General features: G+C 61.7%; 30 protein-coding genes and 1 pseudogene. 16 read left to right on the top strand and 15 right to left on the bottom strand.

The window, feature by feature from the left end:
* Positions 1–41: 41 nt before the first annotated feature.
* The 3 genes from ACX80B_RS13065 to ACX80B_RS13055 all read left to right on the top strand — a co-directional run bounded on the left by ACX80B_RS13065 (position 42) and on the right by ACX80B_RS13055 (position 2,352).
* The gene (locus ACX80B_RS13065; protein ID WP_459296821.1) at positions 42–278 is read left to right on the top strand and encodes a hypothetical protein; all 237 of its coding nucleotides are present in this window, start codon (positions 42–44) and stop codon (positions 276–278) included.
* A 46-nt stretch (positions 279–324) separates the two neighbouring features.
* Entirely contained in the window at positions 325–1,038 is a 714-nt protein-coding gene (locus tag ACX80B_RS13060; protein WP_459296819.1) for a YqjF family protein, read from the top strand.
* A 165-nt stretch (positions 1,039–1,203) separates the two neighbouring features.
* Positions 1,204–2,352 (top strand): M14 family zinc carboxypeptidase, encoded by a 1,149-nt coding sequence (locus tag ACX80B_RS13055; protein ID WP_459296817.1) that lies wholly within the window; start codon positions 1,204–1,206, stop codon positions 2,350–2,352.
* An 88-nt stretch (positions 2,353–2,440) separates the two neighbouring features.
* Here ACX80B_RS13055 and ACX80B_RS13050 read toward each other — a convergent pair whose 3' ends face one another.
* Positions 2,441–2,782, bottom strand: a complete 342-nt coding sequence (locus ACX80B_RS13050) for a TfoX/Sxy family protein (RefSeq protein WP_459296815.1) — start codon at positions 2,780–2,782, stop codon at positions 2,441–2,443.
* Between the two features lie 171 nt (positions 2,783–2,953).
* Positions 2,954–3,262: a YdeI/OmpD-associated family protein gene (locus ACX80B_RS13045; RefSeq protein ID WP_459296813.1), complete on the bottom strand. Its 309-nt coding sequence runs from the start codon at positions 3,260–3,262 to the stop codon at positions 2,954–2,956.
* Between the two features lie 235 nt (positions 3,263–3,497).
* Between ACX80B_RS13045 and ACX80B_RS13040 the strand changes: the two genes are divergently transcribed.
* A complete protein-coding gene (locus ACX80B_RS13040; protein ID WP_459296811.1) occupies positions 3,498–3,965 on the top strand; it encodes a VOC family protein in 468 nt (155 codons plus the stop codon).
* Positions 3,966–3,985: 20 nt separating this feature from the next.
* On the opposite strand, the gene ACX80B_RS13035 is transcribed toward ACX80B_RS13040, so the two are convergent.
* On the bottom strand, positions 3,986–4,801 hold the full coding sequence (locus ACX80B_RS13035) for an alpha/beta fold hydrolase (RefSeq protein ID WP_459296809.1): 816 nt from the start codon (positions 4,799–4,801) through the stop codon (positions 3,986–3,988).
* Between the two features lie 199 nt (positions 4,802–5,000).
* On the opposite strand from ACX80B_RS13035, the gene ACX80B_RS13030 reads away from it, so the two are divergent.
* From ACX80B_RS13030 to ACX80B_RS13015, 4 genes are read left to right on the top strand one after another with little or no spacing between them, the layout of a single operon-like run.
* Positions 5,001–5,954 (top strand): threonine/serine dehydratase, encoded by a 954-nt coding sequence (locus tag ACX80B_RS13030; protein WP_459296807.1) that lies wholly within the window; start codon positions 5,001–5,003, stop codon positions 5,952–5,954.
* Positions 5,955–5,985: 31 nt separating this feature from the next.
* Entirely contained in the window at positions 5,986–7,230 is a 1,245-nt protein-coding gene (locus tag ACX80B_RS13025) for an allantoate amidohydrolase (RefSeq protein WP_459296805.1), read from the top strand.
* A 32-nt stretch (positions 7,231–7,262) separates the two neighbouring features.
* Positions 7,263–8,456: a M20 metallopeptidase family protein gene (locus ACX80B_RS13020; RefSeq protein ID WP_459296803.1), complete on the top strand. Its 1,194-nt coding sequence runs from the start codon at positions 7,263–7,265 to the stop codon at positions 8,454–8,456.
* Between the two features lie 24 nt (positions 8,457–8,480).
* On the top strand, positions 8,481–9,710 hold the full coding sequence (locus ACX80B_RS13015) for a hypothetical protein (protein WP_459296801.1): 1,230 nt from the start codon (positions 8,481–8,483) through the stop codon (positions 9,708–9,710).
* A gap of 129 nt (positions 9,711–9,839) precedes the next feature.
* Here ACX80B_RS13015 and ACX80B_RS13010 read toward each other — a convergent pair whose 3' ends face one another.
* The 5 genes and pseudogenes from ACX80B_RS13010 to ACX80B_RS12990 form a co-directional block, all read right to left on the bottom strand.
* The gene (locus ACX80B_RS13010) at positions 9,840–11,360 is read right to left on the bottom strand and encodes a PTS ascorbate transporter subunit IIC (RefSeq protein WP_459296799.1); all 1,521 of its coding nucleotides are present in this window, start codon (positions 11,358–11,360) and stop codon (positions 9,840–9,842) included.
* Between the two features lie 50 nt (positions 11,361–11,410).
* Entirely contained in the window at positions 11,411–11,683 is a 273-nt protein-coding gene (locus tag ACX80B_RS13005; RefSeq protein ID WP_459296797.1) for a PTS sugar transporter subunit IIB, read from the bottom strand.
* 38 nt (positions 11,684–11,721) lie between these two features.
* Entirely contained in the window at positions 11,722–12,180 is a 459-nt protein-coding gene (locus ACX80B_RS13000; RefSeq protein ID WP_459296795.1) for a PTS sugar transporter subunit IIA, read from the bottom strand.
* A 117-nt stretch (positions 12,181–12,297) separates the two neighbouring features.
* Positions 12,298–13,476, bottom strand: coding sequence for an ROK family protein (locus ACX80B_RS12995; RefSeq protein ID WP_459296793.1), 1,179 nt, complete (start codon positions 13,474–13,476; stop codon positions 12,298–12,300).
* 126 nt (positions 13,477–13,602) lie between these two features.
* A pseudogene (locus ACX80B_RS12990) lies at positions 13,603–14,076 on the bottom strand (type I restriction enzyme endonuclease domain-containing protein); the annotation flags it as partial.
* A 1,240-nt stretch (positions 14,077–15,316) separates the two neighbouring features.
* Between ACX80B_RS12990 and ACX80B_RS12985 the strand changes: the two are divergent.
* A complete protein-coding gene (locus ACX80B_RS12985) occupies positions 15,317–15,469 on the top strand; it encodes a hypothetical protein (protein WP_459296791.1) in 153 nt (50 codons plus the stop codon).
* 82 nt (positions 15,470–15,551) lie between these two features.
* On the opposite strand, the gene ACX80B_RS12980 is transcribed toward ACX80B_RS12985, so the two are convergent.
* Complete coding sequence (locus ACX80B_RS12980) at positions 15,552–15,917, bottom strand: DUF488 domain-containing protein (RefSeq protein WP_459296789.1); 366 nt, start codon at positions 15,915–15,917, stop codon at positions 15,552–15,554.
* Between the two features lie 324 nt (positions 15,918–16,241).
* On the opposite strand from ACX80B_RS12980, the gene ACX80B_RS12975 reads away from it, so the two are divergent.
* Genes ACX80B_RS12975 through ACX80B_RS12965 form a run of 3 tightly spaced genes read left to right on the top strand, consistent with a single transcriptional unit; the run spans position 16,242 to position 17,757 of the window.
* Positions 16,242–16,892 (top strand): hypothetical protein, encoded by a 651-nt coding sequence (locus tag ACX80B_RS12975; protein WP_459296787.1) that lies wholly within the window; start codon positions 16,242–16,244, stop codon positions 16,890–16,892.
* A 43-nt stretch (positions 16,893–16,935) separates the two neighbouring features.
* Positions 16,936–17,541, top strand: coding sequence for a hypothetical protein (locus ACX80B_RS12970; RefSeq protein ID WP_459296785.1), 606 nt, complete (start codon positions 16,936–16,938; stop codon positions 17,539–17,541).
* Positions 17,542–17,547: 6 nt separating this feature from the next.
* The gene (locus tag ACX80B_RS12965; RefSeq protein WP_459297260.1) at positions 17,548–17,757 is read left to right on the top strand and encodes a recombinase family protein; all 210 of its coding nucleotides are present in this window, start codon (positions 17,548–17,550) and stop codon (positions 17,755–17,757) included.
* A 15-nt stretch (positions 17,758–17,772) separates the two neighbouring features.
* On the opposite strand, the gene ACX80B_RS12960 is transcribed toward ACX80B_RS12965, so the two are convergent.
* Positions 17,773–19,137 (bottom strand): TIGR01777 family oxidoreductase, encoded by a 1,365-nt coding sequence (locus ACX80B_RS12960; RefSeq protein WP_459296783.1) that lies wholly within the window; start codon positions 19,135–19,137, stop codon positions 17,773–17,775.
* A 4-nt stretch (positions 19,138–19,141) separates the two neighbouring features.
* Positions 19,142–20,332, bottom strand: coding sequence for an NAD(P)/FAD-dependent oxidoreductase (locus ACX80B_RS12955; protein ID WP_459296781.1), 1,191 nt, complete (start codon positions 20,330–20,332; stop codon positions 19,142–19,144).
* Between the two features lie 170 nt (positions 20,333–20,502).
* On the opposite strand from ACX80B_RS12955, the gene ACX80B_RS12950 reads away from it, so the two are divergent.
* A complete protein-coding gene (locus ACX80B_RS12950) occupies positions 20,503–21,477 on the top strand; it encodes a malate dehydrogenase (protein ID WP_459296779.1) in 975 nt (324 codons plus the stop codon).
* A 36-nt stretch (positions 21,478–21,513) separates the two neighbouring features.
* On the opposite strand, the gene ACX80B_RS12945 is transcribed toward ACX80B_RS12950, so the two are convergent.
* The 3 genes from ACX80B_RS12945 to ACX80B_RS12935 all read right to left on the bottom strand — a co-directional run bounded on the left by ACX80B_RS12945 (position 21,514) and on the right by ACX80B_RS12935 (position 22,316).
* Positions 21,514–21,729 (bottom strand): hypothetical protein, encoded by a 216-nt coding sequence (locus ACX80B_RS12945; protein WP_459296777.1) that lies wholly within the window; start codon positions 21,727–21,729, stop codon positions 21,514–21,516.
* Positions 21,730–21,833: 104 nt separating this feature from the next.
* Positions 21,834–22,067: a DUF6480 family protein gene (locus ACX80B_RS12940; RefSeq protein WP_459296775.1), complete on the bottom strand. Its 234-nt coding sequence runs from the start codon at positions 22,065–22,067 to the stop codon at positions 21,834–21,836.
* A gap of 6 nt (positions 22,068–22,073) precedes the next feature.
* Positions 22,074–22,316: a hypothetical protein gene (locus ACX80B_RS12935; protein ID WP_459296773.1), complete on the bottom strand. Its 243-nt coding sequence runs from the start codon at positions 22,314–22,316 to the stop codon at positions 22,074–22,076.
* 360 nt (positions 22,317–22,676) lie between these two features.
* On the opposite strand from ACX80B_RS12935, the gene ACX80B_RS12930 reads away from it, so the two are divergent.
* The gene (locus ACX80B_RS12930) at positions 22,677–23,159 is read left to right on the top strand and encodes a pyridoxamine 5'-phosphate oxidase family protein (protein ID WP_459296771.1); all 483 of its coding nucleotides are present in this window, start codon (positions 22,677–22,679) and stop codon (positions 23,157–23,159) included.
* Between the two features lie 165 nt (positions 23,160–23,324).
* Here the strand turns inward: ACX80B_RS12930 and ACX80B_RS12925 are convergent, their stop codons facing one another.
* Positions 23,325–23,744 (bottom strand): hypothetical protein, encoded by a 420-nt coding sequence (locus ACX80B_RS12925; RefSeq protein WP_459296769.1) that lies wholly within the window; start codon positions 23,742–23,744, stop codon positions 23,325–23,327.
* Between the two features lie 428 nt (positions 23,745–24,172).
* Here ACX80B_RS12925 and ACX80B_RS12920 point away from each other — a divergent pair, with 428 nt between their 5' ends.
* Positions 24,173–24,355, top strand: coding sequence for a hypothetical protein (locus tag ACX80B_RS12920; protein WP_459296767.1), 183 nt, complete (start codon positions 24,173–24,175; stop codon positions 24,353–24,355).
* A 314-nt stretch (positions 24,356–24,669) separates the two neighbouring features.
* Positions 24,670–24,882: hypothetical protein (locus tag ACX80B_RS12915; RefSeq protein ID WP_459296765.1), on the top strand; the 213-nt coding region annotated here is incomplete at its 3' end.

Raw genomic sequence — 24,882 nt, 5'->3', positions numbered from 1 at the left:
TCTTCATCGGTGGCATCTAGATCGTTCTCGCCAACGTCATCATGGTTTCCCTGCGCCAGCGGATCACGCCCGACCGGCTGCTGGGACGCGTCAACAGCGGCTACCGGCTCGTCGCCTGGGGGACTATGCCGCTCGGCGCCGCAGTCGGGGGTCTGCTGGCGGAGCTGTTCGGCCTGCAGATCATGTTCGGCATCATGGGGCTGCTGATATTGGGCCTCCTGGGTTTGATGCCGATCCTGAATGACAAGGCCTTGGATGAGGCTGAACTGGACGGCTAGCTGCTGCAGCGCTGGCGTCTATCCATGGTGGTAAGCTCTGCCCACCATGACTGAATCCTGGCCCGCAACGCCGCCGTTGCCCAAGCCCACCATCATGGATCAAAGCTGGATGGACGCGGTCTTTCTCCACTGGCGGATCCCGATCGGCACCTCCGCAGCGCTGCTTCCCGCCGAAGTGGAACCGGACGTCTACGACGGCGGCGAGTGGGTCGGGTTGATCGGCTTCCGTATGCGCCGCGCCGGTTTAGGACGTCTGGGGCCAGTACCTTATTTCGGCAACTTCAACGAGATCAATGTCCGCTTGTATTCGCGCGAGCCGGACGGAACGCGGGGAGTGGTGTTCAAGACCCTCGATGCCTCCAGGCTGGCGGTCGTTCTTGCTGCCCGCGCCGCCGGCATCCCGTACGTGTGGTCCCGGTGCAGCTATGTCCGGGAGAGAGCCGCCGAACACGGATTCACCGTTCAACGACGCCGTGGCGCAGCAGCGACGAGGTTCGCAGCGGCCGCGGATATGGGACGCGTCGCCAACGACGCCCTGTCGGTCTTCCTCACCGCCCGGTTTGGGCTGCACAGCCGGTTCCAAGGCCAGACGTATTTCATCCCCAATACCCATACGCCGTGGCCGCTTCACCCGGCACGATTGACCGAGCTTAACGACAGCTTGCTCGAAGCTGCCGGCATCGACGTCGTGGGTCCTCCCGAATCTGTGCTCTATTCTCCGGGCGTACGCACCCTATTCGGCCGGCCACGAAGGCTATAACCGGGACGTTGTGCTCTTGATTGTGTTCCTCTGGCGTTGAATGCCTATTGCGCGGACAGTCGCATTGAAAGTACAGATTCGTCTGTATAGCTTGGGAGAACTTGTGCGTGAAGTACTTCACAATGAAGCGCAGGTTTGTATACACCACTCACCGGAGGTCTCCGCTTGAAATCCAAGGAACAACACCGCGTCCACAGAACGAAATCGCTGGCACTGGGCGCAGCATCCCTATTGGCGCTGCCGTTACTGGCAACGGCACCTGCACAGGCAGATGCAAACTTCCCCTCACCCGAGGGAAACACCAACACTGCAAGCATCCAGACCTATGACGGCATGATCGATGCTTTGAACAAGCTGGAAGACAAGGGTCGCTACGACGTCGACGTCTTCACGCTTGAAGAGGCTGGCACCGAGGTCAACAAGAGCGAACAGGGCCGCGATCTGTATGTGGCCACCGTCGGCACCGGCGAGGAGGACGTCTGGATCCAGGGCCGCATCCACGGCAATGAGCCCTACGGGACAGAGTCGATCCTCACGCTGCTGAACAAGCTGGGCAACAACGGTTCCAAGACGTACCAGCAGATCCGGGATGCGTACACGATCCACTTTATCCCGATGTATAACCCGGACGGCAGCGAGAAGAACATCCGCCACACCATCACTGAAGATGGCACGAGGGTGGACCTGAACCGCGGCTGGGTTGAGGGCGGCTTCAAGGCCAGCGAATCACTCGCATTCTACGAGTACTGGACCATGGTCGATCCCGACTTCGGCATCGATATCCATCATCAGGGCCTGAAGCAGGAGTACGGAACCGGCGACGACGTCACGCTGTCACTGGGGATCTCCCTGGCACCCGGCGGACCAACGCTGCCCAAGCTCGAGGGGGGTGCCTACGACGTCCTGACCAGGCAGATGCAGGGCTACGTGTATCAGGAACTGTCGAAGTACGGCTTCATCAATATGGACCGCTACCAGGTGGGTGAGAACAACAACCTGGAAATCGACATCAAGGGCGGTGTCGTCTCCGCCATGATGCTGGGCCTGAACTACCAGGGGCTGAACGAAGAGGGACACAGCAACCCGGTGGTCTTCTTCGAAACCTCGGGCAACTCTTCCGATTACAGCCTGGGCCAGAAGGCACGTGGCAAGAGCATTCGCCAGAACGTACTGGCCATGGAGGAACTGCTGCTCGGCATGGCGACCGGCGAAGTGCAGGAAATCGATCCCGACGCTTGGGACGACATCCCGCACTACCCGACTATCGGTTACGCCACCGACTACGGCGACGGCTTCATCCCCATCGAGAAGTAACCATTCTCAGTGCGAAAAGCGGCAGCGTCTTTCGGGGCGCTGCCGCTTTGCTGGATCCCAAAGGCATTCTCAATCCGGGAAAGGCCATCTAGCTGCGTTGTCTTCGTCCCAGGTTCTGCATGCCCTGCTCGATCCAGAAGGTGAGTTGTTCAGCGACGGACAGGGGCTCGGGTTCGATGGTCAGCCATCCAGGGCCCATGGTTCGACCCTTTCCCATCTCGGCCTGCCTGCAGCCAGGGTGCTGTAGCAACTCTTCATGGCGGTCGGGGTCAACGTGGACGAGGAGACTGCCATCCTTTCCCGCGGCCACCACCATCTTTTCGTTGACCATGAACGAAATTCCGCCGAACATCGACACCTCGCGCACGGTGGGTTCGTCCTGCAACTCTTCCCGGATGCGGGTGGCGAGTCTTTCACGCTCCACAGTCATGGGCATACACTTTCCGGCGTTCTCGTCCTGGTCATCATCCTGCCAGAGCCTGCACGGTGAAACCAGTACTCAGCCACACTGCTTATGTCATTCCGGCCAGGCCCTAACCGCGATTTAGATAACGACGACGGCCGCCGGCTGGGTGCCAACAGCCGACGTCGTCGCCGTTCTTTAGCTGGCTGTTACGAGATCGAACTGAGGCTGGAACTGCCGGCTTTTGCCTGGCCCGGGTTCGCGATGTTTGCATCCCGCCCAGCAGCAGGGGCGGCGCTTGCCTTCCTCCAGTTCCTCCTGGGTCCGGCGGATCCGGCGCTCGCGGGTCTGCTGCTGCTTGGCATCTTCGACCCAGCAGATGAACTCGTTGCGCGCCAGGGGCGTGAGGCCCGTCCAGATATCCAGCGCCGTGGAGTTGGCCAGCAGCGCGTCGCGAAGGTCTGCGGGCAGTTCGTGTACCACTCCGCCGGGAACGATGGTTTTCATTGGAATCTCGCTTTCATCTCACTGGCCGCAATCGATGCGGGTCAGCCTTCGGGAAGTTCGGCGAACGCCTGCTTCGTGTTGGTGTTCACTTAGTTGACGATTGGCGCACAGCAATTGTGACCGGAAGTGCCACCTGCTCCAGAACCTCTGGCGCGGGTGACCGCCTGTTGCCTTCGATGCACCGTGGGCGTAGTCTGCGAAATCATCCAGATGGATCGAAAAAAGGGAGCTCGAAATGGCCGGTCCCACACCCATCAAACCGTGTCTATGGTTCACTGACCAGGCACGCGAGGCGATGGACTACTACGTCAGTGTGTTTCCAAACTCGCGTATCACCGGAATCACCGAGTATCCCGACGAAAAACTCGACGAGCACTTCACCGGAATGGCCGGCAAAGTGATCAACGGTGAGTTCACCCTCAACGGAGTGGACTTTGTCTGCCTCGACGGCGGACCGTTATTCACCTTTAACGAGGCCGTGTCTTTCGTCGTATCGTGCGCAGACCAGGCGGAAATCGACCACTATTGGGCAGCCCTCTCCCACGTGCCCGAATCGGAACAGTGCGGCTGGTGCAAAGACAAGTTCGGGGTGAGCTGGCAGATCATCCCTGCCCACATGGGAGAACTCATGCAGCGGCCCGAGCAGGTACAAGTCATGATGGGTCAAAAGAAGATCGTCATCGCGGACCTCGAGAACGCATAACGTCGTCAGTATTAGCGGTACTAGGTTCTGCCGCCTGTCGGTTGCGTCTGCCCGCCGCGCCGCAGGAATGGCAGCAGTTCGTCCAGCACCGGCCCGGCGGGGAACAGAGTGTTGCCGTGGCCGCGTCCGGGCAGCGGGACGAATCGGGCATTCGGCATCAGCTTGGCTGCACGCTCGGAATCGTCATGTCGGGGCTGGTCCGCGGTGCCTGCCATTAGCAGGGTGGGCAGTGTCATCGACTCGAGTTTGTTCTCGCTTAGGCCGGGTTCGGTCTCGGACTGCTCAAAGTAGGCGGCCATAGCTTTTGGATCGTTGGCGAGGAATGCCGCACGTGTGGACGAGCCCAGGTCGGAGCCGTCCCGCTGCTGCCCGTCGACGAATGCCTGCATGCCGCCGGTGCGGAGCGCCTCGAGATACCCGGGGAAAAACACCTTTTCGATCTGGCCGGCCTGGGAACGATAGGTGCCACCAAGTGAGGTCAGCGACAGGGCCCGGTCAGGCGCCGCTGCGGCGAGTGCGAATCCGACCCTGGCTCCCATTGAATACCCGACCATATGGGCGTCAGGTAAATGCAGGTCGTCCATGACCGCCACCACGTCACGGGTAATGGCCGCCATCCGGTAAGCCCGGGCGTCGTGCGGCTTGCCGCTGAGCCCATGCCCGCGCAGATCCACGCGCACCACCGTGAACTCATCCTGCAACGCAGTGACGTAGCCGAGGCCACGCCAGATCGCCCTGGACAGCGCGGAGCCGTGCAGCATGACGACGGGTGGGCCGGAACCCGCAACGTCGTACGCGATAGTCGTGCCGTCGGTCGGTGAGCTGAGGCGGGGCATCTGTCCAACCTATCGCCCCGCCGTGCTTGGCTGCGTTGGAGGAGGGGACACGGATGATCGGCAGCCTTCGGCTCGGGCGGACTGTGGGATTGATCAGCGCGTCGATCCCCGGCTGATCGGAGCGTCACAGTTGTTTAACATTTCCAATTGGATATAGCTCGATGTAGAGTCCGATTCGTTCCGACAAGGATGGTGGGCTATGTCACAAGTGACATTCGCGGACGTGCAGGCGGCGGCGAAACGGATCGCCGGCCACGTCCGGCCTGTGCCGGTCGCAAGAGCCGACATGGCCGCGAACTCCGACGGCGACCCGTTCGAGATGTACTTCGCTTTGGAATTCATGCAGCACACCGGATCGTTCAAAGCCAGAGGCGCACAGAACTTCATCCTGGCCAATCGGGAGGCTGGGATACTCCCCGAAGCTGGCATCACGATCGCATCGGGTGGCAACGCTGGACTGGCGTGTGCTTGGGCGGCGCAGAATGAAGGCATCCCGGCCACGATCTTTCTCCCGACAACCGCCCCGCCGGTAAAAGTGGACCGACTGCGCAGGTACGGCGCGGACGTCCGCCTCGTCGGCGCGGAGTACGCCGAGGCGCGTGTTGCCTGTGATGAATTCGCCGCTGACAGTGGTGCGCTGGCTTCTCATGCCTACGACCATCCGTTGATCGCGGCCGGCGCCGGCACGGTGATGGAGGAATTCCTCTCGCACGTTCCACACCTCGACACGGTGGTCGTAGCAGTCGGCGGCGGAGGCTTGTTCTCGGGTGTCGCCGCCGTCGCCCATCACCATGGAGTGCGGACGATCGCGGTGGAGCCCGAAAACTGCAGAGCCCTCAACGCTGCCATTGAGGCCGGCACTCCAGTTGATGTTCCGGTCGACTCGATTGCGGCCGATTCGCTCGGAGCCCGGCGCGCAACTGCCCTGGCGCTGTCAGCTGCCCAGGACACGGACACGCTCTCGATTCTTGTACCTGATCAGGCCATTTCCAAGGCGCGGCAGGGGCTATGGGACGAACATCGTCTCGCGGTTGAGCATGCCGCAGCCACTGCGCTGGCGGGTGTACAAGGCGCAGGCGATTATTCCTCGCACAAAGGTGAGAAAGTCGGCGTCGTTCTTTGCGGCGCCAACACCGACATTTCGGACCTTTGAAAACCTGACCACTCAACCTGGAGGATGTTCGATGACCCCGATCAACGCACAGCGGCTGAAGACCGACCTGACCAACCTCGGCAATATTGGTCGCCGACCGTCAGGAGGACTGAGCCGAACCTCGTTCTCCGCCGAAGACGCTGCGGCCCGCGAGTGGTACTTCGACCGTTGCGCGGAGGCGGGATTGGAGGTCGCGATCGATGGCATCGGCAATCTCATAGTGTCGTCGCCGGTAGCAGATGAGCTCACAGATCCCACACGTCCCGCTGTGTGGTCGGGTTCCCACATTGACACAGTGCCCGACGGCGGTGCTTTCGACGGTGCGTTGGGATCCATCGCCGCGCTGGAGTGCCTGCGACGCATCCACGAGGAGGAGCTGGCTCTCGCCCGTCCCGTCAGGTGCATCGTGTACTCAGATGAGGAGGGCAACTATGCGCATCTATTCGGTTCCAGTGCCATCACCCGCGGCTTCTCGCGAAGCGAGCTCGAGGCGTTGACCGGCCGTGACGGTGACCGGTTCGTCGACGCCTTCACCGCCGCCGGTGGGGATGTTGACCGTGCCGCCAATGCGGTGCTGCCGGAAGGCACGATTGACTCATCTGTCGAACTCCACATCGAGCAGGGCCCCACACTCGAGGCAAAGAGAATCGACATCGGAGTCGTGACCGGCATCGTGGCACTCGGCGGTGGCACGATCACCCTGCGCGGCCGCTCGGATCACGCAGGCACCACGCCGATGAAAGCGCGGAAAGACGCAGGCGTGGCAGCCGGCGCTCTGCTGGCCTCACTGCCCGATGTCGCTGCCGGTGTCAGTGAACGCGCCGTTGTCACTTCGGGAATGGTCACGTTCGTTCCGGGTGGCGCCAACGTTGTCCCCGAGGCCGCACACGTGACCGTCGACTTCCGTGAGCCGACGGGAGAGGGCATCGCCGCTCTGGAATCCTCGCTCGTCGCCCGCGCAGAGTCGATTGCCGCCGAGTACGGGCTCGACGTCGACGTCGACTTCGAGCAAACTGTGCCACCGGCGCCCCTGAACGAGGAGGTGCAGGGAATCATCGCCGCCGCAGCGAAAGAGCGCGGTCTCAGCCACATCCCGATCCATTCCGGCGCCGGACACGACTCGCAGAACATTGCCACCGTGGCTCCTACCGGGATGATCTTTGTGCCCAGCATCGGTGGCCGCAGCCACTGCCCCGAGGAGGAGACGGGCTGGGACGACGTCGCCAACGGCGGGCAGGTCCTGCTGGACACGATCATCGGCCTGGCAAACCGGTAATTGAATCTATTCACCCGACGAAAGGCATAAACATGACTGTTGATTTTGTCCGCGAGGCGCAGGGTATCGCCGAAGAACTCATCACCCTCCGCCGCGATTTGCATCAGAATCCGGAACTGGGCAATGACCTGCCGAAAACCCAGGCACAGGTCCTTGCGGCGCTCCAGAATCTGCCCGTCGAAATCACAACAGGCGAGTCGCTCACGTCGGTCGTCGCTGTCCTCCGCGGAGCACTTTCGGGTCCAACAGTGCTTCTTCGCGGCGACATGGACGCACTGCCGGTCACGGAGGAAAACGACCTCGAATACGCCTCGAACAACCGATACATGCACGCCTGCGGACACGACCTCCACACCGCGGGCCTGGTGGGCGCGGCCAAGCTGCTGTCTGCCCACCAGGACGAGCTGCGCGGCAACGTCGTCTTCATGTTCCAGCCGGGCGAAGAGGGTCCTGGCGGTGCAGAGCCAATGATCAAGGAAGGTGTCCTCGATGCAGCCGGAACCCGCGTCGACGCCGCGTTCGGCGTGCACGTCATGCCCGGCGAACAGGGAATCTTCACGGTACGGCCCGGGACCATGCTGGCAGGGGCCAACGTTCTACGCGTGGTCTTCCACGGTGCGGGAGGCCACGGTTCACAGCCTGAGAAGGCTCTGGATCCGGTGCCGGCTCTCGTCGAGTTCTGCCAGGCCCTCCAAGTCATGGTGACCCGGCGTTTCAGCGTGTTCGATCCGGTCGTCGCCTCCATCACCAACCTCTCAGCAGGGGAGGCAATCAACGTCATCCCGCCGTCGGCCTCGATGGGCGCCTCAGTCCGTACGCTCTCGCCGGAAACAACCCGGGACTTCCCGCTCTATGCCACCGAACTTGCCGAATCGATTGCGGCCGGCCACGGATGCACCGCAGAAATTGAGTGGACCAATACGTACCGGCCGACCATCAACGACGACACTGAAACCGCCTACCTGCTGCGCACCCTCACCGACGTGTTCGGAGAGGACCGAGTGGTGGAAGCGGACAATCCCATCATGGGCTCGGAGGACTTCTCCTGCGTCCTGGAGGAAGTTCCGGGCGCGTTCTACATGCTCCAGGCCACTCCCAAGGGAATCGATCCGGAAACCGCGGCAGTCAATCACTCTCCGCATGTCCAGTTCGACGACGCCGTCCTCGCCGATCAAGCGGCATCCCTCGCTACTCTCGCATTTGCCCACAACACGCTCGAGCACTAACCACGCACACAGAAAGGCTCACTCATGGAACCGATCTACAGCGCAGCCATCGTGCTGGCATTCATCGCACTCGGCGAACTCATCTCGCTCAAGACCAAAGCCCGCGTGCCCAGCCTCTTGGTCGCGATGCTGGGCATCTTCGTCGTCGCCCAGCTCGGCCTCGTGCCGGACACCGTCGTCGAAGATTCACTGCTCCCACAGGCTTACACGATCCTCGTCCTGCCCCTGCTCTTCCACATGGGCTCGCTGATTCCCCTTCCGACACTGCTGCAGCAATGGCGCTCGGTGATCATCGCGCTTTCGGGAATGCTCGTAGCAGTCGGTGCGCTGGCACTCGTCGTGCTTCCGCTGTTTGGTTTCAATTATTTTGTTGCCGGAGCTGGCCCGCTCGCCGGTGGCATTGTTGCGACCAGCCTGACAACCGACGGGCTCAAAGCAGCCGGGGTCTCATCCATAATCGTTGTCCTGCCTTCACTCGTCCTCATGATGCAGTCGCTGCCCGCGATGCCGATGACGAACTTCCTGCTGCGCCGGTTCGCCATCAACCTCCGGGACAGCGGTGAGCTCGCCAAGCTCGCAGAGAATGCCCAGGCCGAAGGTGGCCATGCCGAGCGCAACGATGCTGAAAACGGGCCGGGAGGGGCAGTAAGTACGAAGCAGAAGACTGGCACCAAGAAAAAGCTCGTCACATTGCCGGAGATGCTCGCCCACAACGAGCTCTTCATCCTCTTCTTGGTCCTGGTCGGCGGTTCCCTGGCTGCACTGCTGGCGGTTCCCACGCACATCCCGGCCTCGATCCTCGCGCTCCTCCTGGGCATCGCTTCGACCGCCATCGGACTCACTCCGGAACGTACGCTGGAACGCTCCAACTCGTTCGGCATCGCCATGGCCGGCGTGATCGCGATCGTCATGGCGCCGCTGATCACCGCATCACTCTCGGATGTGATCGCAGCTATCGTGCCGATGCTCGTCATCCTCGTCATCGGGTTCGGCGGCATCATGCTCGGCGGCTTTATCGCCACCAAGCTGCTGCGCTGGAAGTCGGGACTGGGTATGTCCGTTGCGTTGACGGCGATGTACGGCTTTCCGGCCGACTACCTGCTGACCAGCGAGGTTGCCCGCTCCGTGGGCCGGGATGAGACGGAGCGCAAACAACTCACCGACGCCATGCTGCCCCCGATGCTTGTCGGCGGTTTCACCTCCGTAACCTCCGGCTCCGTGGTCATCGCCAGCGTCCTGGTCAGCTTCATCTGAGCATGCCGGTGCCGTCGGACACGATGGAAAGTGGTCCTCGACGTGTCCAAATAAGAATCGCGTCCTCCGGATTGATCCGTTGAGCAGTTTGCAGTCGTTGAATCTGGGGTACTCAGCGGTAGTTTCCTTTTACGCTTTGTTCTTCTGAGGCGTTTTCGCCTCAGCATTGGATTCCTCGGCTGCCTCTGCTTGTTCTGCGGCCTTTGCCTCGGCGAGCCAAGCGTCGCGGTTCGCTCCGGGTGTCCAGCCGGTGTCGACGACCTTGCGCTGGAAGATAATGGCAGCGACAACCAGCACCACAGCGATGAGGATGGTTAGCACTACGCTGGATGCCGTACCGCCTTGGAGGCTGATTCCAATCAGGGTGCCGAACCATCCGAAGTCGGCATCGCCGAAGGTGCTGTTGGCCAGGCCGAGGTCTCCGAGCACGAGAAGGAGCACTGCGGGCAGGATGGTGATGATGACACCATTGATGAAGCCGCCGACAACCGCACCCAGGCGTCCTCCGGCTGCATTGCCGTAGACGCCGGCGCCGCCGCCGGTGAAGAAGTGGGGGACCATTCCCGGCAGTATCAGGGCAAGGCCAAAAGCCGGGTTGAGCCACACCGCGAGCAGCCCAAGGGCGGCCAATCCGCCAGCGAAGGAGCTGAGGAACCCGATCAGGACCGCGTTTGCCCCGAAGGGGAAGACGATTGGGATATCCAGCGCGGGCTTGGCACCGGGAACTACCTTCTGCGCGATGCCCTGGAACGCTGGCACTAGCTCTCCGAGGACAGTACGAACGCCATACAGAATGACGGCGACGCCGACACCGAACTGCAGAGCTTGGCCAAATCCGGTCATAATGAATGCTCCAGCGTCAGCAACTTCGAAGATCGCCAGTGCTTCCTCGAGCGGGAGAGCGATCAGACCCCAGATGCTGAAAACCAGGTAAATTAGCACCATCGATAAAGCGGTGGCAACCATTGAGTCCCGGAGAAACTTCAGCCCTTGTGGAAAGTTGATGGCTTCAGTGGAGTGGCTGCGCCGGCCGACGGCGCCGCCAGCGGCCCCGGCTGCGAGATAACCGAGTGTTCCGAAGTGGCCGATCGCGATGGTGTCGTTGCCCGTGACTTTCTTGGTCCAAGGGTGGATGAAGGCGGGCATAACCACCATGATCACGCCCAGCAATATCGCACCGATGCCGACGACGAGCCAGCCGAGGTCTTCGCCGAGTCCCACGGATAAGACCACAGTGAGCAGGGTCGCCATGAACACCATGTGGTGGCCAGTAAGGAATACGTACTTCAGGGGCGTCAAACGTGCGAGTACCAGCATGACGAGGAAGCCGAGTGTAAGGACGTAGGCACTCTGTGCTCCGAACTGCTCCTGTGCCATGGCGGTGATGACCTCATTCGTGGGAATGACACCCTGAGCTCCGGTGACCGAGAAGATAAGGGCTCCCAGAGGGTCCAGCGAAGCGGTAACCACGGTTGCGCCCGCCCCGAGTATGAGGAATCCAAGCGCGGCTTTCAGAGCACCACCTATTACCTGCCCAGAGTTTTTTCGCAGTGCAATGAGGCCTATGGCAGTAATGATGCCGATCAGGTATGCGGGCACATTAAGAATCTGCTGCCCTATAAAAGTTAATACGACGACTAGCCATTCCACGGTGGATCTCCTCTTGCTGACGAACTTATAAGTAACGGACTTGGGCCAAATCAGCGCAAGGTTTCGGACAGCTTCTTACTGATCTCTTCGAGATCGAAAAAGTTGTCAATAACGATCACCTGAGCAGGAACGTCGCCAATCTCGGGCGCCAGTTCATCCGATGTCAGGACGATGTCGGCGGTCTGGGCGGCGCCGCGGGCGACTCCGATGTCCGCTGCTTCGACGTCGGCGTCAAGACCGAGATCGGCTAAGACTTTTTCGGCATTCATTTTTAGGAGCACTGATGTGCCAACACCCATTCCGCATACTGCGACAATCTTCATGGTCGAACCTTTCAATAAATTTCCGGTGGGAGGGGCAACTAGTTGGTTAGGGCCAGATCAGTAAGGATGGAACGGACTTCTTCCTTGCTGGTGGCAGCATCGAGACGCCTTCTGGCAGCCGGATTCGAGAGGACAGCGGCTATGGCTTTGAGGAGTTCGATGTGTGAGGTGTGGTTCAACGCCGCGAGGCCGATGACCAGTGAGACAGGATCGTTCGCCTTGTGCCCGAACTCGATAGGGGACGCCAGGCTCACCCAGCTGAGTCCTTCCTTGAGCACCGCTTCGGACGGACGGGCGTGGGCCAGAGCGACTCCGGGTGCAATCACAATGTATGGTCCGTGCTCTTCAACAGCGGCAATCATCTGGTCTGTGTAATCATCCGTTGCGACTCCGCCGGCGACGAGCCCGGATCCAGCCAAACGGATCGCTTCCATCCAGTCTGAGGCGGTCACATTGGTGGTAATAGATGATAATTCTTCGGCGAGATTCAAAGCCACGATGAAGGTCCTTAGATAAACACGCCACAAGTTGATGTGACCTGTACCACGTTATCGACATTCGAGGCTTTTGTCTATAAGTATCCCAAAGTTAATTTCTCCGGGCTCGGGATTTCCCTAATTGGCCGCAATTGCCAGTGAAGCCAAGCCAGCGTGAGTGAGCCGGCTGATCCGGTCAGCCTCGAACAGAGCATCCTGGGCGAGCAATGAAGCTCCGGTGAGGCCTGCGACTGCTCCGAGACTGGAGCGTTCCACGATCAGGTCTTTGGTGGCGAAGTCGCGCGCTCCCGCGAAGATCGCCTCACGAATGGGCGTCAGGAACGCTTCACCGGCTGCCGCTAGGTTTCCGCCGACAACAACGGCTTCGGGGTTGACCAGTCCAACGATGTCGGACAGGGCCTGCCCGAGAACAGTCCCCGTCTCAGTCAGCAGTGTCAGGGTTCTGTAGTCTCCATCCAGGGCCAGGTCGACAATGTCCGCACCGGTTCTGACCTTGTATCCGCGCGCGAGCAGCTCCGCCCGGATCACTGCCCCGCTGGCAACCGCTTCCAATCGCTGGAGCCTTCCACCTCCGGGACGGGGCCGGCTAAGGTCTCCGGCACCTCCGCGTGCACCCCGGTACACCGACCCATCGAGCACGAAACCCACTCCAGTTCCGATGCCGGCCTTCACCCCAACGATGTCTCGGTACCGGACACTCCCGCGCCGGGCTTCTGCCAGCGTCATGACGTTCACGTCACGGTCAACAGCGAAGACCGCATGACCATATCTGTTAGCGAAGTAGTCCCTGACCAGCACGCCATCCCACTGCCTGTCGAGCTGCGGTGAGGCCAAGCGCCCGCTCGCCACGTCAACGGGTCCAGGAACGCCGACCCCGATACCCACCACGTCCGTCCGCGCCTTGCCGAGCCGCTCCAGCATGAAATCAAACACCTGGCCGGCCCACTCGAATATCTCGACCGGACCGTCGTCTGGGCCGATGTCCGCCTCGTCAACGCTGAGGACCCTTGACACCAGATCCGTGATCGCGACCATACTGTGGGATCCGCTGATATCCAGGGCAAGTAGTACCCCCGCATCTGGGTTCACGGCAAATGTCTCCGGAGGCCGACCTCCGCGGGAATCCAATTGGCCGACGCCCATGATGATAGAAGTCTGAAGGAGTTCCTCAAGCCGCCGGGCAAGAGTGATCCTGGACCATCCCAGACGTTCGAGGAGATCATTCCGGGTGGTGGCCTGCCCGGATCGAATGAGATTCAGCACTACGCCCGACCCCGTGGAAAGCGACTGCGCCATTCCAAACCCCTTTCCTGTGCCCGTGGCGTACTTCAGATTTGCCGCGAACTTTTGTTTATCCGTATATCAAAGTCTACTGGGTGATGGAACGCTCTTGAAGAGCGGACTCGGCGGCGAGTCTTCAGCTCACCGAGACGAGGCTAAACACAGTCCCTTCGCATACAGCGGCCCCATGGAATCCATCTGCTCCATCACCAGCTTGATGGCGGCCGGTTGTTTGTCTGGCGGATAGCCGTTGATGACGAGTAAGCGTTTGATGGAGGAGCGGAGCTTGGCTTGGACGTCGTCACGCACGGTCCAGTCGGTACTGACATCGCGGCGCATTACGCCAACCAACTGCCGGGCGATCTCGGCTAGGATACCTTCGCCTTGGACCTCGACGGCGGACTCATTCTGTGAGACGGCATCGTAGAAGGCCAGTTCGTCCTCGTTCAGCGGAGGTGAGAACCGGGCGCCACGACTGGCTTCATCGACAACCTCCTGCGCCATGGCCACGAGTTCGGCGATGACTTCAGCTGAAGTGAGCTGCTGGTTGGTGTACTTGTTCATCAGCTCGGTGATCCGCTCGGAGAAGGCTCGCTGCCGGATGGTGCAGCGCCGACATTTCGGTCTCGCCGGGCGGCGGGTACTGGGCGACATGAACCACCGGCCCTCGAGCTCGAACTGGCCGGAATCGTCCACCCGCAGATCCTGCCGGTGCAGGTCGTGGACTCGCAGCCGCCGCCGCACGAGGCGGGACGCGCCGCCGTCGTCGTTCCTGGTCACCAAGGTGAGCGGCGCGGCTTCCTGTACTGCGGAGACGATGCCCATCAACAGGTCGCTGCCACCTTCGGTGGTGTCGGCGAACAGGCGGCCTTCTGCCGTTTCGCTGGACAGTTCGACGGCGGCCGCGGCCACCAGTTCGATGACTGTGTCGGTGAGGGCAACGTCGGACTGCTCGCGGATGCCGGCGCGGAAGCGGTTGTTCATCAGGTTCTCGAACGCGGCTTCCGTGCTGTAGGCGCCTTCGGCGAGCAGATCCGCGTAGATGGCCAGGCTGGAAAGGTCCTCGCCCAAGGCCTCCAGTTCGGTGTAGAGGAAGGTGTCGTCTGGGTCGGATTCATCCGCTGCATCCATCAGCTCGTCGGTGGTCATCATGCCGATGGAACTGCCCAATAGTTGGCGCAGCGTCAGCAGCGACGTGACGCCATCGAAAATCCTGGGGGAGTGCGGCCGGAAGTGCTCCATGAAGGCGAAGGCGGAGACATCCTCGGCGGCATCCGCGTTGTTTCCGCGGCCGGTGTCGGCGAGCCAATCCACGATCTGGCCGGCTTCGAAGAGTTCCCGGCCGTTGGCGACGCCGGCTGGTTCCGGGAAGGGCGTGTCTGACCCTTTACTGCGGGAACGCCACATCGACACCACCGGACGCTGGACCTTGGTTAGCAGCGCGATGTCGGCAAGGCCGATGCGCAGCTGTGCTGACTGTGCCATGCTCACCGCCTCCTGCGTCCTTGGATGTTGAGAACCAGCGTAGAGGCCAGTACTGACTTAATTATGGGCGACGGACTGATAACCAGGGTTATCAAGCGCATGGCGAAGGGTGAGGGTTTCCCGGCCGTAGGTTTTGTGCTGTCGGCCGGTTCCTCGGCAGCCTTCCGGCAAACGGCGGGAACGGGAGACAAGTTGGGCGTGTTTCCCGCTCCCGACCTCGAACGGTCACGGCCGGCGGCGAAGAACCAGCGGGGGAGTCGCAGACGGCACCTGCCGTCGTGGAGGAGACGGCGGAGTCGGCGGAAGAAGCGGCAGCCCGCGAGGACGCCGAGGCACAGAAGGCGGCGGCCGCCGAGAAAGCGGAGATGGCGTGGGAGATTGTCCGGCTCTTCAGGGCTTCATCACGGACGATGAAGTCCGCATCATGGCAACATCGCTCGGGTCTTTGAGCTACGACACCCAAATCGGTGGAAGCACCACGGTGCCGATGTTCATGGTCGAGAAAATCACATTGACGCAGTAAGTAACAGCACCCCCGCACAGTCCTATTCGTGCCGGGGGTGCGCGTGCCCAGCCGCGGCTGTCGACGGGCTTTGCTGCGCCGCTTACCGGGAGTCGGCCAGCAGATCCGCCAGCACACGTGCCTGGCTGATATCAAGATCCTTACTGGCGGTGAGAAGGGTTATGGCTCCCTTGCCCGCGATCTCCCGCAGCTGTTCGAAGGCCGACTCACCGTCCTCCGAGCCAAGTTCGTCGCGATAGCGGCTCTTGAACTCTTCAAACCGGTCTGGATCGTGGCCGTACCATTTGCGCAGATCCGTCGACGGGGCAACATCTTTGAGCCACTCATCCAGATGCGCATCCTCTTTCTTGATTCCGCGCGGCCACACTCGGTCCACCAAGACACGTTTGCCCTTGGATTCATCCGTGTCGTCATAGATCCGCGCTACATGCACGTTGCCGTGGGCCATTCGCTAACCTCCTCTTGATCAGCTCCGGGCGGTTCTTCCCGCGGCCGCGGGCGGCCTGGACCTGTTCACGGTTCCACTGTAGGACAGCTTCGTCCGGAAGGGGACGTCGCCAGGACTGCGCACCCAGAGAAGCACTTTGAAGGCGTGCCGATAACACGGGTTATCAGCAAAACAGGATGGGACCGGCGCGTTTGGGTTCTAGGTTGTTGACGTCGGCCAGCTAGCTACGGGTAATCCGGCAAATGTGCGGAACGGGAGACAAGTTGGGGGTGTTTCCCGTTCCGCACACCGAAATTCACAGTGAACGACTCGCACGGAGGAAGCATGCTGAACCAATTGGAAACAGAGCCGCACGGTGCACCGCCGTCGGAAGAGCGGTCCCGCAAGCCGATGTGGGCGGCTGCGGCCGTCGTCGTCGGACTTGTGCTCTTTGGTGGTGGCGCTTTTACCGGGGCTGCCGCCGCCGATCCGACGTCGAGCGATGCCTACATAGCGCTCACCGACGATGTGGCGACCGTGGCGACGGAGCGGGACGAGGCGCTGTCTGACCTGGCTGTCCTGGAAGAAGACTACGACGTGCTTGCCAGCGGCATCGCCGAACGTGAATCCGCGGTCGCCCAACAGGAGGTGGATTTCCTGAAGGCCGAGACCGAGCTCGAGGAGGCGCAGGCGAAGCTTGAGAAAGCTCAGGCGAAGCTGGAGGAACGCGAGACGGCTGTGGCCGGCGCTGAAGCCGAGAAGGCGAATAACACGATCAGCGAAGGCACCTGGACAGTGGGCGTCGACATCGAGCCGGGCACCTACCGGACCACCGACAGCGTCCGCTCCTCCTGCTACTGGAGCATCTATGTGAGCGGGACGAACAGCGAAGACATCGTTTTCAACGGAATTCCCGGGGGAGGGCTGCCCACCGTGACTTTGTCCGAGGGGCAGGACTTCACCACCAACCGCTGCGGGACCTGGGCCAAACAGTAAAGACAGACCGCCGGAATGAGCCGGCACATTGAAAGGGAACACCATGAAGAAATCACTCAGCACTTTCGCCATTACCTGCGGCATTGTCCTCGCCGCCACCGGTTGCACCACCGGCGCTGAACAGACCTCCGGTTCCGAGCCAGAGGCTATCCAGGCACCGGCAAGCTCACCCGCGGCCGAGTCAGCGCCTGCTCCGAAGCCTTCCCCTGAATCCCCCAGTCCCGCGCCGGAGGTCGAAGAGTCGATCGTGGAATTTGGCGAGACATGGGAGTACGACGACGGAATCGCCGTCACGGTGACGCACGAAGGTGCGGCCCAAGCATCCCAGTATGCCGCCGGGGCGGACGAAACCGGCGGGCAGATGCACCTATTCAACATCACTATCGAAAACGGGTCGGACGGCATTTTCGATCCAGCAGGCGCCTACACAACCGTCAACTATGGGGACTCCGGGAAGGTCGCCGAGCGGGTATTCGATTCCGGTCAGGGTTACGGGGACATGTGGCAGGGGAAGATCCTGCCTGGCAAGGAACAGTCGCTCTCGCTACCTTTCGCCGTCCCAACGGACAAGGCGTACGAGGTGCTGCTGTCCGTCGCGCCGGGATTCGAGTACGAGGACGCGATCTTCCTCGGGACGGTCGGGAAGTAGGGCAGCCTGCTTCTTGGCCTGGGCAGCTGGCTCCCGTTCGCCGGTGAGCATCTCCGCCTCGTCATCGCCGATACGGAGCGGCCCAAGCTAGAGGACCTGATCTCATCTGCGCGGGAAGGTGACACGCCGATTGTGCACAGCATGGATCGCCTGGCCAGAAATCTCGACGGTTTTCGCTCTCTCGACCCGGGTGGCCGTGCGGGCCGAATCCGTTAGTAGCGGTTCGATTATTCAATTTCCGTCGAAGCGGATCCGGCCGAGTTGATGGCGTAGTGATTCTTCCAGTCCGGGGTGGCGGAACCGGTGTCCGGCTGCTTGGAGCCGGCCGGGGGTGACGTTTTGGTTGGCTTCGGGCAGTTCTTGTCCTCCTTGCTTTCCTAGGATGAGGCGGGGTCCGAGGCGGGGGACCGGCAGGAGGGCCGGGCGATGCAGGACCGAGGCGAGGGTGTGGGTGTATTCGCTGTTGCGGACCGGTTGCGGTGCCACGGCGTTGACGGGCCCGGTGAGGTTGGTATCGGTTAAGGCGCGGAGGTAGATGTCGATCAGGTCGTCGAGGTCGATCCACGACAACCATTGATCACCGTTGCCCAGCCGGCCGCCGAGTCCTGCCTGGAACAGGGGCCGGAAGATCTGTAGGGTGCCTCCGCGAGGAGATTGCACGACGCCGGTGCGCACGTGCACGACCCGCAGCCCGGCCTGGTGCGCGGCGTGGGTGGCGTTTTCCCAGTCGATGACAGTGTCGGCGAGGAACCCGGACCCGGGCGGGCTGTCTTCTGTGAGCAGCTCGTCGCCGCGGTCAGCACCGTAATACCCGATCCCGGAAGCACTAATGAAAATGTGCGGCCCGTCGTCGGTGGCGGCGGCAAGTTCCGCCAGCCGGCGGGTGGGGCCGGTTCTGCTGTGGCGGATGTTTCGTTTATGCGCGGCGGTGAAACGCCCGGCGATGGACGCGCCGGCCAGATGAACCACCGCCTCAACGCCATCGAGGAGATCGTCGTCGGGGTCTGAGGGGTTCCAGCGGCGTTCGTCAGGTGTTCTCGGGTCCCGCCGGACAAGTCGTATAACGCGGTGGCCGCCGCTACTCAAAAATGCAGTCAGGGCCGTGCCGATCAGGCCGGAACTGCCGGTGACCGCTACCGTCATGGGGTGTGTGCGTTCGGCAGCCCAGCGGTGGGATTGCAGGTCATCTTTCAGCTGCCGCTGGCGGTAGGCGAAGGTTTGAGCCAAAGCATCCGCCGGCACCCGGGTCTCCACCCGGTCCGTCACACGCGTGTGGGAGTCGTCTACCTGCTCAAACTCGTGCGTATGCCGCCAGCCCAGTACCGCCCGAAGGGCCCGTGAGGTGAGACCAACAGGGGCGATCTCGTCGACGAAACGCCGGTTGAGGACATACGCATGACGGTCGTGTTGGGCAACCCACCGCAACCGGGCGGGCAACAGCAGCACCGCACGTCCGCTTTCAAGTGAGGACGCTTCGGATCCAACCCGCAGCGGCGCCCATGGGGGAGTCAGTCTCGTCATCGCACCGGCACGGGCATGCCAGGCAAAAACCTCGTCCACCGGTGCCGGAACCACAACCGAAAATGCTCCACTCATAGACCTAGGCCCGTCCTTTGAGGATGAGGTGCCAGTAGACCTGGGGGAGGACGTGGCGGTCCATGATCCATTGCCAACGCCGCTCTTTAGCCATTTTCAGAAATGGGTAACTGGGCTGTGGCCGGTATTCGGCGTCGTATTCGGCGAAGAACGCGGTTCCGCGGCTGAGGGTGAACGGACATACCGAGTAGCCGTTATAGCGGGCCTCCGGTTTTTTGCCGCGCAGTACGGCCCGCAGGTTTGCGGCCAGCGCCCTGGCTTGTTTACTGATGGCCCCTCCCGCCTTGGAATTGAGGGTGCCGGCGGCGTCTCCGAGTGACCAGATGTTGCTGTAGCGCCGGTGGCGCAGCGTGGCCGGGTCCACCTCCACGAAACCGCCGTTGTCACCGGCGGCCGGCAGCGTGGTGGCTTTGAGCCAGTCCGGCGCCGATTGTGGGGGGACAACATGCAGCAGGTCGTACCTCAGCTGCCGGATGCCCGCGGGGCCGGCCAAAACTGCGGTCTGCTCATCCGAATGCACCGCTTCCAAGGTGCTGGAGGCCACCAGTGTGATGCCGTACTCACTGATCTTGCGTGTCAGTTCGGCGTCCACGTCCGGCATGCCGAAGACGGTGGGGGTGGGTACGACCAGATGCACTTCGATGTCCTGGAGCACTCCGGCTTCCCGCCAGTAGTCACATGCCATGTAAGCGATCTTCTGCGCTGCGCCGGCACACTTGGCAGGACCGGAAGGCTGGGTGAAGACGGCCGTCCCGGAATGCAGGTTGCGCACCAGTTCCCAGGTTTTGGACGCCATCGCGGCATCGTAATTGGATGAACAAGCAGGAGAGCTGATGGCTTCGGCCAGCCCGTCGACCCGATCCCAGTCGAGTTGGAGACCGGGACACACCACGAGGTGTCCGTAGCTGACCCGCGCACCTCCGGAGAGTACCACCACGTTGGATTCGGGCAGAACGTCCACGGCCTTCCCTCGGATCCAATGCACCCCGGCAGGCATGACGTCCACCTGTTGGCGCACAGCTTCGCGCATCCGGGCTGCTCCTGCACCGATATGGGAGAACAGCGGCTGGAAATAGTGCTGGCTTGACGGTTCGACGACGGCAATGTCGTTGACCTTCGAACGGCGAAGGCGTGCCGCCAGCGAGATGCCGGCGTTGCCACCGCCGATCACCAGCACCTTATGATAGGTCGTCACAGAGTTGACCCGGCCCTTCCATGGACGATAAGCACATAACGCAAACTAGCTCCACGGAGAACAATATCAGCGTGCTTAGTAGTGAACCACTGTAGACCTGCAGGCTGCCTCAAGTGCATAATCCCATCTGCGGTGCCGCCGGATGCGTCGGCGGCGTTTAGTATGTGGTCATGGCATTTGAAGTCACCGTCACTGTCACCGGCGCGGCCGGGCAGATCGGGTACGCCCTGCTCTCTAGGATCGCTTCGGGCCAGCTCCTTGGCCCGCACGTGCCGGTTCGGTTGCGGCTGCTGGAAGTCGGCCCCGGCGTGAAAGCGGCTGAGGGTACCGCGATGGAAATCGAGGACTGTGCTTTTCCGCTCCTGGCGGGTGTTGATGTCACCGATGACCTGAAGGCTGCATTCGATGGCACTGACATTGCGCTGCTGGTGGGGGCTAACCCACGAGCCGCTGGCATGGAGCGTGGTGACCTGCTCGAAGCCAATGGCCGCATTTTCGGCCCGCAGGGCAAGGCGATCAATGACCACGCCGCCGACGACGTTAAGGTGCTCGTTGTCGGCAATCCGGCCAACACCAACGCCCTGATCGCCCAACGCCACGCACCCGACGTACCGGCCGGACGGTTTACCGCTATGACCCGCCTCGACCATAACCGGGCCCTGTCCCAGCTCGCGGCGAAGTTGTCGGCGCCGGTGACAGCCATCGAGAAAATGACAGTATGGGGCAACCACTCGGCTACCCAGTACCCCGACCTCTACACCACGCAGGTCAACGGCGCGCCAGCGGCCGACCAGGTCGAGCACTCCTGGCTGACCGATACTTTTATCCCGACGGTAGCCAACCGGGGCGCGGCCATCATCACCGCACGCGGTGCTTCGTCAGCGGCCTCGGCCGCGAGTGCTGCCATCGACCATGTCTATGACTGGGTGCATGGCACCGAATGGACGTCCTCAGCAGTGGTTTCAAATGGTTCCTACGGCATCGCCGAGGGGCTGATCTGCTCGTTCCCATGCCGTGCCGTCGACGGCCAGTGGGAGATCATCTCCGACGTCGACATCAATGCTTTCTCAAGCACCAGAATCGACGCTTCAGTGGCTGAACTGGCCGAGGAACGCGACGCAGTCAAAGCACTCGGGCTGATCTGAGCCCCGCCACTCGGATACCCGGATCCAGTCTTCGGGCTATTTCTTCTCTTCGAGTCGCAGCGCCACGCCGAGGGCGAAGAAGGTCGGTGCCCAATGCCCGACAAAAATGCCCCAGCGGTCCGCCTGGGCTTTTGAATCACCGGTCTTGGACCGGCTGGTCAGCCAGGACAGCAGCGATAATCCAATCGATGCGAACCCGCCAATGTAGGCGTGTGCGCTGGTAATTCCTGCGTCGTGAAGCTTTTCAATCATCTGATTCTCCTTCTGTTCTATTCGCCTGGCGTGTGGTTATAGGGTTTCCCAGTCTGGCACGCCGCCGGCGCCACGGCCATAGGGCGCAGGTGAACGCTACGGTGCTAGTAAATGCCGAATATCCGGCCGATAATGGCCGCGGCAATCACGGCGACGAATACGGCTCCGGTACCGATCAGCCAACCGCCCTGGTGGTTCTTATCCTGCCGGTCGTCCCGCTCGTGCTCCGGCGCGGGGGAACTGGCCTCGGCCGGAGGCGTCTCACCCGGCGGGACGCCGCCTCCAGGCTCGAGACCGGTCAGGTCGCCATCTTCCGGATCCGGATTATGACTGGACATGGCAACCTACCCTTCGAACTTTATGTCACCGGCGGCGACAGCGCCGGCATACTCGCCCAGATCCGGGCCGGGCTGAAAGTCGACAAACTGCCCTTCGAGCTTGCCGACCAGAAATTCATACACCCTGTCCCGATTCGCATCCGGCAGTGTTTGGGCCGCTTCACGCAGGGCTTGCTGCAGCGCATAATCCGCGTCGTACAGGATTTTCTGTCGCGCTTCTTCGTTCCACTTCACGTCACTGATATTCATCAGCAATCTCCCATCTGGCGACATCGATGTGCCGGCCCCGGCCGCAGCTCGTGTTGTTCCACTCCGAAATGTATATCAGTTCAACGGGCCCGGCCGTGGACCGGTGGTGAGTCCACAATAGCCAGTTCACATACTGATATAGTAAGTGAGCTGTTAGTTCTATGCCTTAGTGTATTTTAACACTATAAACAAGCTTCGAACGGTTAGGAACAGGTGTCGTCATGGGTAGTCTGTTATCGCGCTCCGTGCACGATCTCGGGGCCGCGAAGGCCAACTGCAGCGTCGGCAAAGCCTGCTCTCCAGGCTGCTCCTAAAGCCAGTAATCACCAAGGCTTCACCACACAAATGGAGGTAGAACAAATGTCTGAAACTGCAGACGTGCGCAAAGTTGTGGACCTGATCAACGACTCAAAGATCGGCATGCTCACCACTATCAACGAAGACCAGCAACTGGTCAGCAGGCCGCTGGCCCTTCAAGAGGTCGAATCCGACGGCGACATGTGGTTCTTCACCAGCCGTGACACGTCCCAGGTGGCCCACGCCCGGGTCGACCCCAGAGTCAACATCTCTTTCGGTGGCCGGGGTGCCTGGGTCTCGGTCAGCGGTGAGGCGCAGGTGGTCGAAGACGCCGCCAAGGCCAGGGAACTGTGGAATCCTGCTGTCGAGGCGTGGTTTCCGGACGGCCCCGAAACCCCTGGTCTGGTCTTCCTCAGGGTGGACGCCGATTCGGCCGAATACTGGGACACACCCGGCGGCACCATCGCCACCATGATCCAATTCGCCAAGTCCAAAACCACCGGGGGACAGTCCGACGTCGGCGAAAACCGCACCGTCGACCTATAGAACACACTTCACGCCGGCCCGGTTGCCGGTGTGGAGGGTCCTTGGCGCCGCGCACTGCAGCAAATACGGTCCGGACGCACGCGGGCCCATGCAGGCGGCTGCTCCATCACCGCAAGCGCATCGGCTGTTTTCCTGCCGAACAATCGGCAGGCGTTTATCGAGCAGTCAGCGTCGCGCTCTGCGGCTGAAGGACCACGAGGTGGCCCATACGACGCCGATGGTGAGCACCAGCGCGCCAGGCACGTGAGCCCACAGCGTCCCGCCGCTGCCAAGATACGCTTGTACGAAGCTGAGCAAGAACACAACCGCGGTGACTATTGCGGGCCACAGCGGTGCGTGCCGGATACGCCAATGTGCTGCTGCTGCCGCCACGGTGGCCAGTCCGAAGATCACGTGCATCGCGATTGCCCCGGCACCGTGGAGGTCCAGTGCGGCGATACTGCCGGAAAAGATGTTGCCGGCGGTGATGAATTGGTAGATCAGCGCGAGCAGGCTCACTGCGGCGGTCACCTGCAGGGCGCGAAGGGAGGCTGTAGCAGGGGGAGTTTGGCGGGTTTCGGCGTAGGGAGCTCCGGACTGTGTCATGAGTGCTCTCCTTAGGTCTTGGGCATCTCTGCGGGGATGGCGGGCCCTTCTCCACGACCGACCCTTGAGCCAGAAAATCCCAGCGTTGATGACGCACTGTGGCTGCATCGTCAGGTATTCGAAGCCGGCGGTCCCGGCGGATTGGCTGCACATCACTCCATGGTGCGCCACAAGCCCGCCGACGCCGCCGGACGGTTCGCAGAGCAAAGGCAGGCAGTGTCCCAGGCACCGCGTTCAAATCGGTCGCTACGAGACTGAAGCTTAACGGGTAGCGCTGCTGAGTGCTTTCCGGTCCATCAGCCTCCGGCAGCGGCGGAGGCTGATGACACGTGATGTCAGCTGCAGATTTCGGCGGCGGCCCTGTTCTCAAGTTCAACCGGTGCATAAGCTAATACGCGAACCAACCTTCGAGAGAGGAGGAGAAGATCATGCGCGGCAATGACGAAGAAAAACCGGAGCAAGGACCGGCGCAGAAGCAGGGGTCAGACCGGCAGGGCCAAGGCGAAACCATCGAGGGCGGATACGGCGGCCCGGGGCCGGAAAACGAAACCATCAGCACAGACGAAAAACCGCCCGTCGAGGACGACAAGACGGAAGAACCACCGGATTAAGCTCTACCTTCGTCGCGTACGGGACTGCAGGGCGGGGCACTCTGGCCACTCCTACTATGGATACGACGCCCTGGCCCGGTTCGACAAGATAAAAGTCCGGAAGATGCTACGAGTCTTCAGAGCACGGAGTGCCCTAAGAAATGCGCAGCGACAGCTGGACGGTTTTATATCTGAACAAGGTACGCACCCTGTTCGGACAACCCGTCTGGCGATATGGTGATGGTGGGTGGTGCCTAATATACGTCGCCCGGTCGTACAATCAGGCGCTGGTACCTGGTGCCTTACCTCAGCTTTTCTAATTCTCAGGAGGAAGCATGACTAACCCACAGAAGGATCCGAATCAACAAGAGGGCCCGGCTGATGGTGGCGCTGCTGGTTCGGCGGGTGTGCAGGACGGCGGAGCTGACGGTGGGGCGGAGGGCCCGGCTGATGGTGGCGCTGCTGGTTCGGCGGGTGTGCAGGACGGCGGAGCTGACGGTGGGGCGGAGGGCCCGGCTGATGGTGGCGCTGCTGGTTCGGCGGGTGTG

The sequence above is a fragment of the Arthrobacter monumenti genome (genome assembly GCF_054511255.1).
The sequence above is the reverse complement of the archived record's forward strand: the minus strand, read 5'-3'. Positions and strand labels throughout refer to the sequence as shown.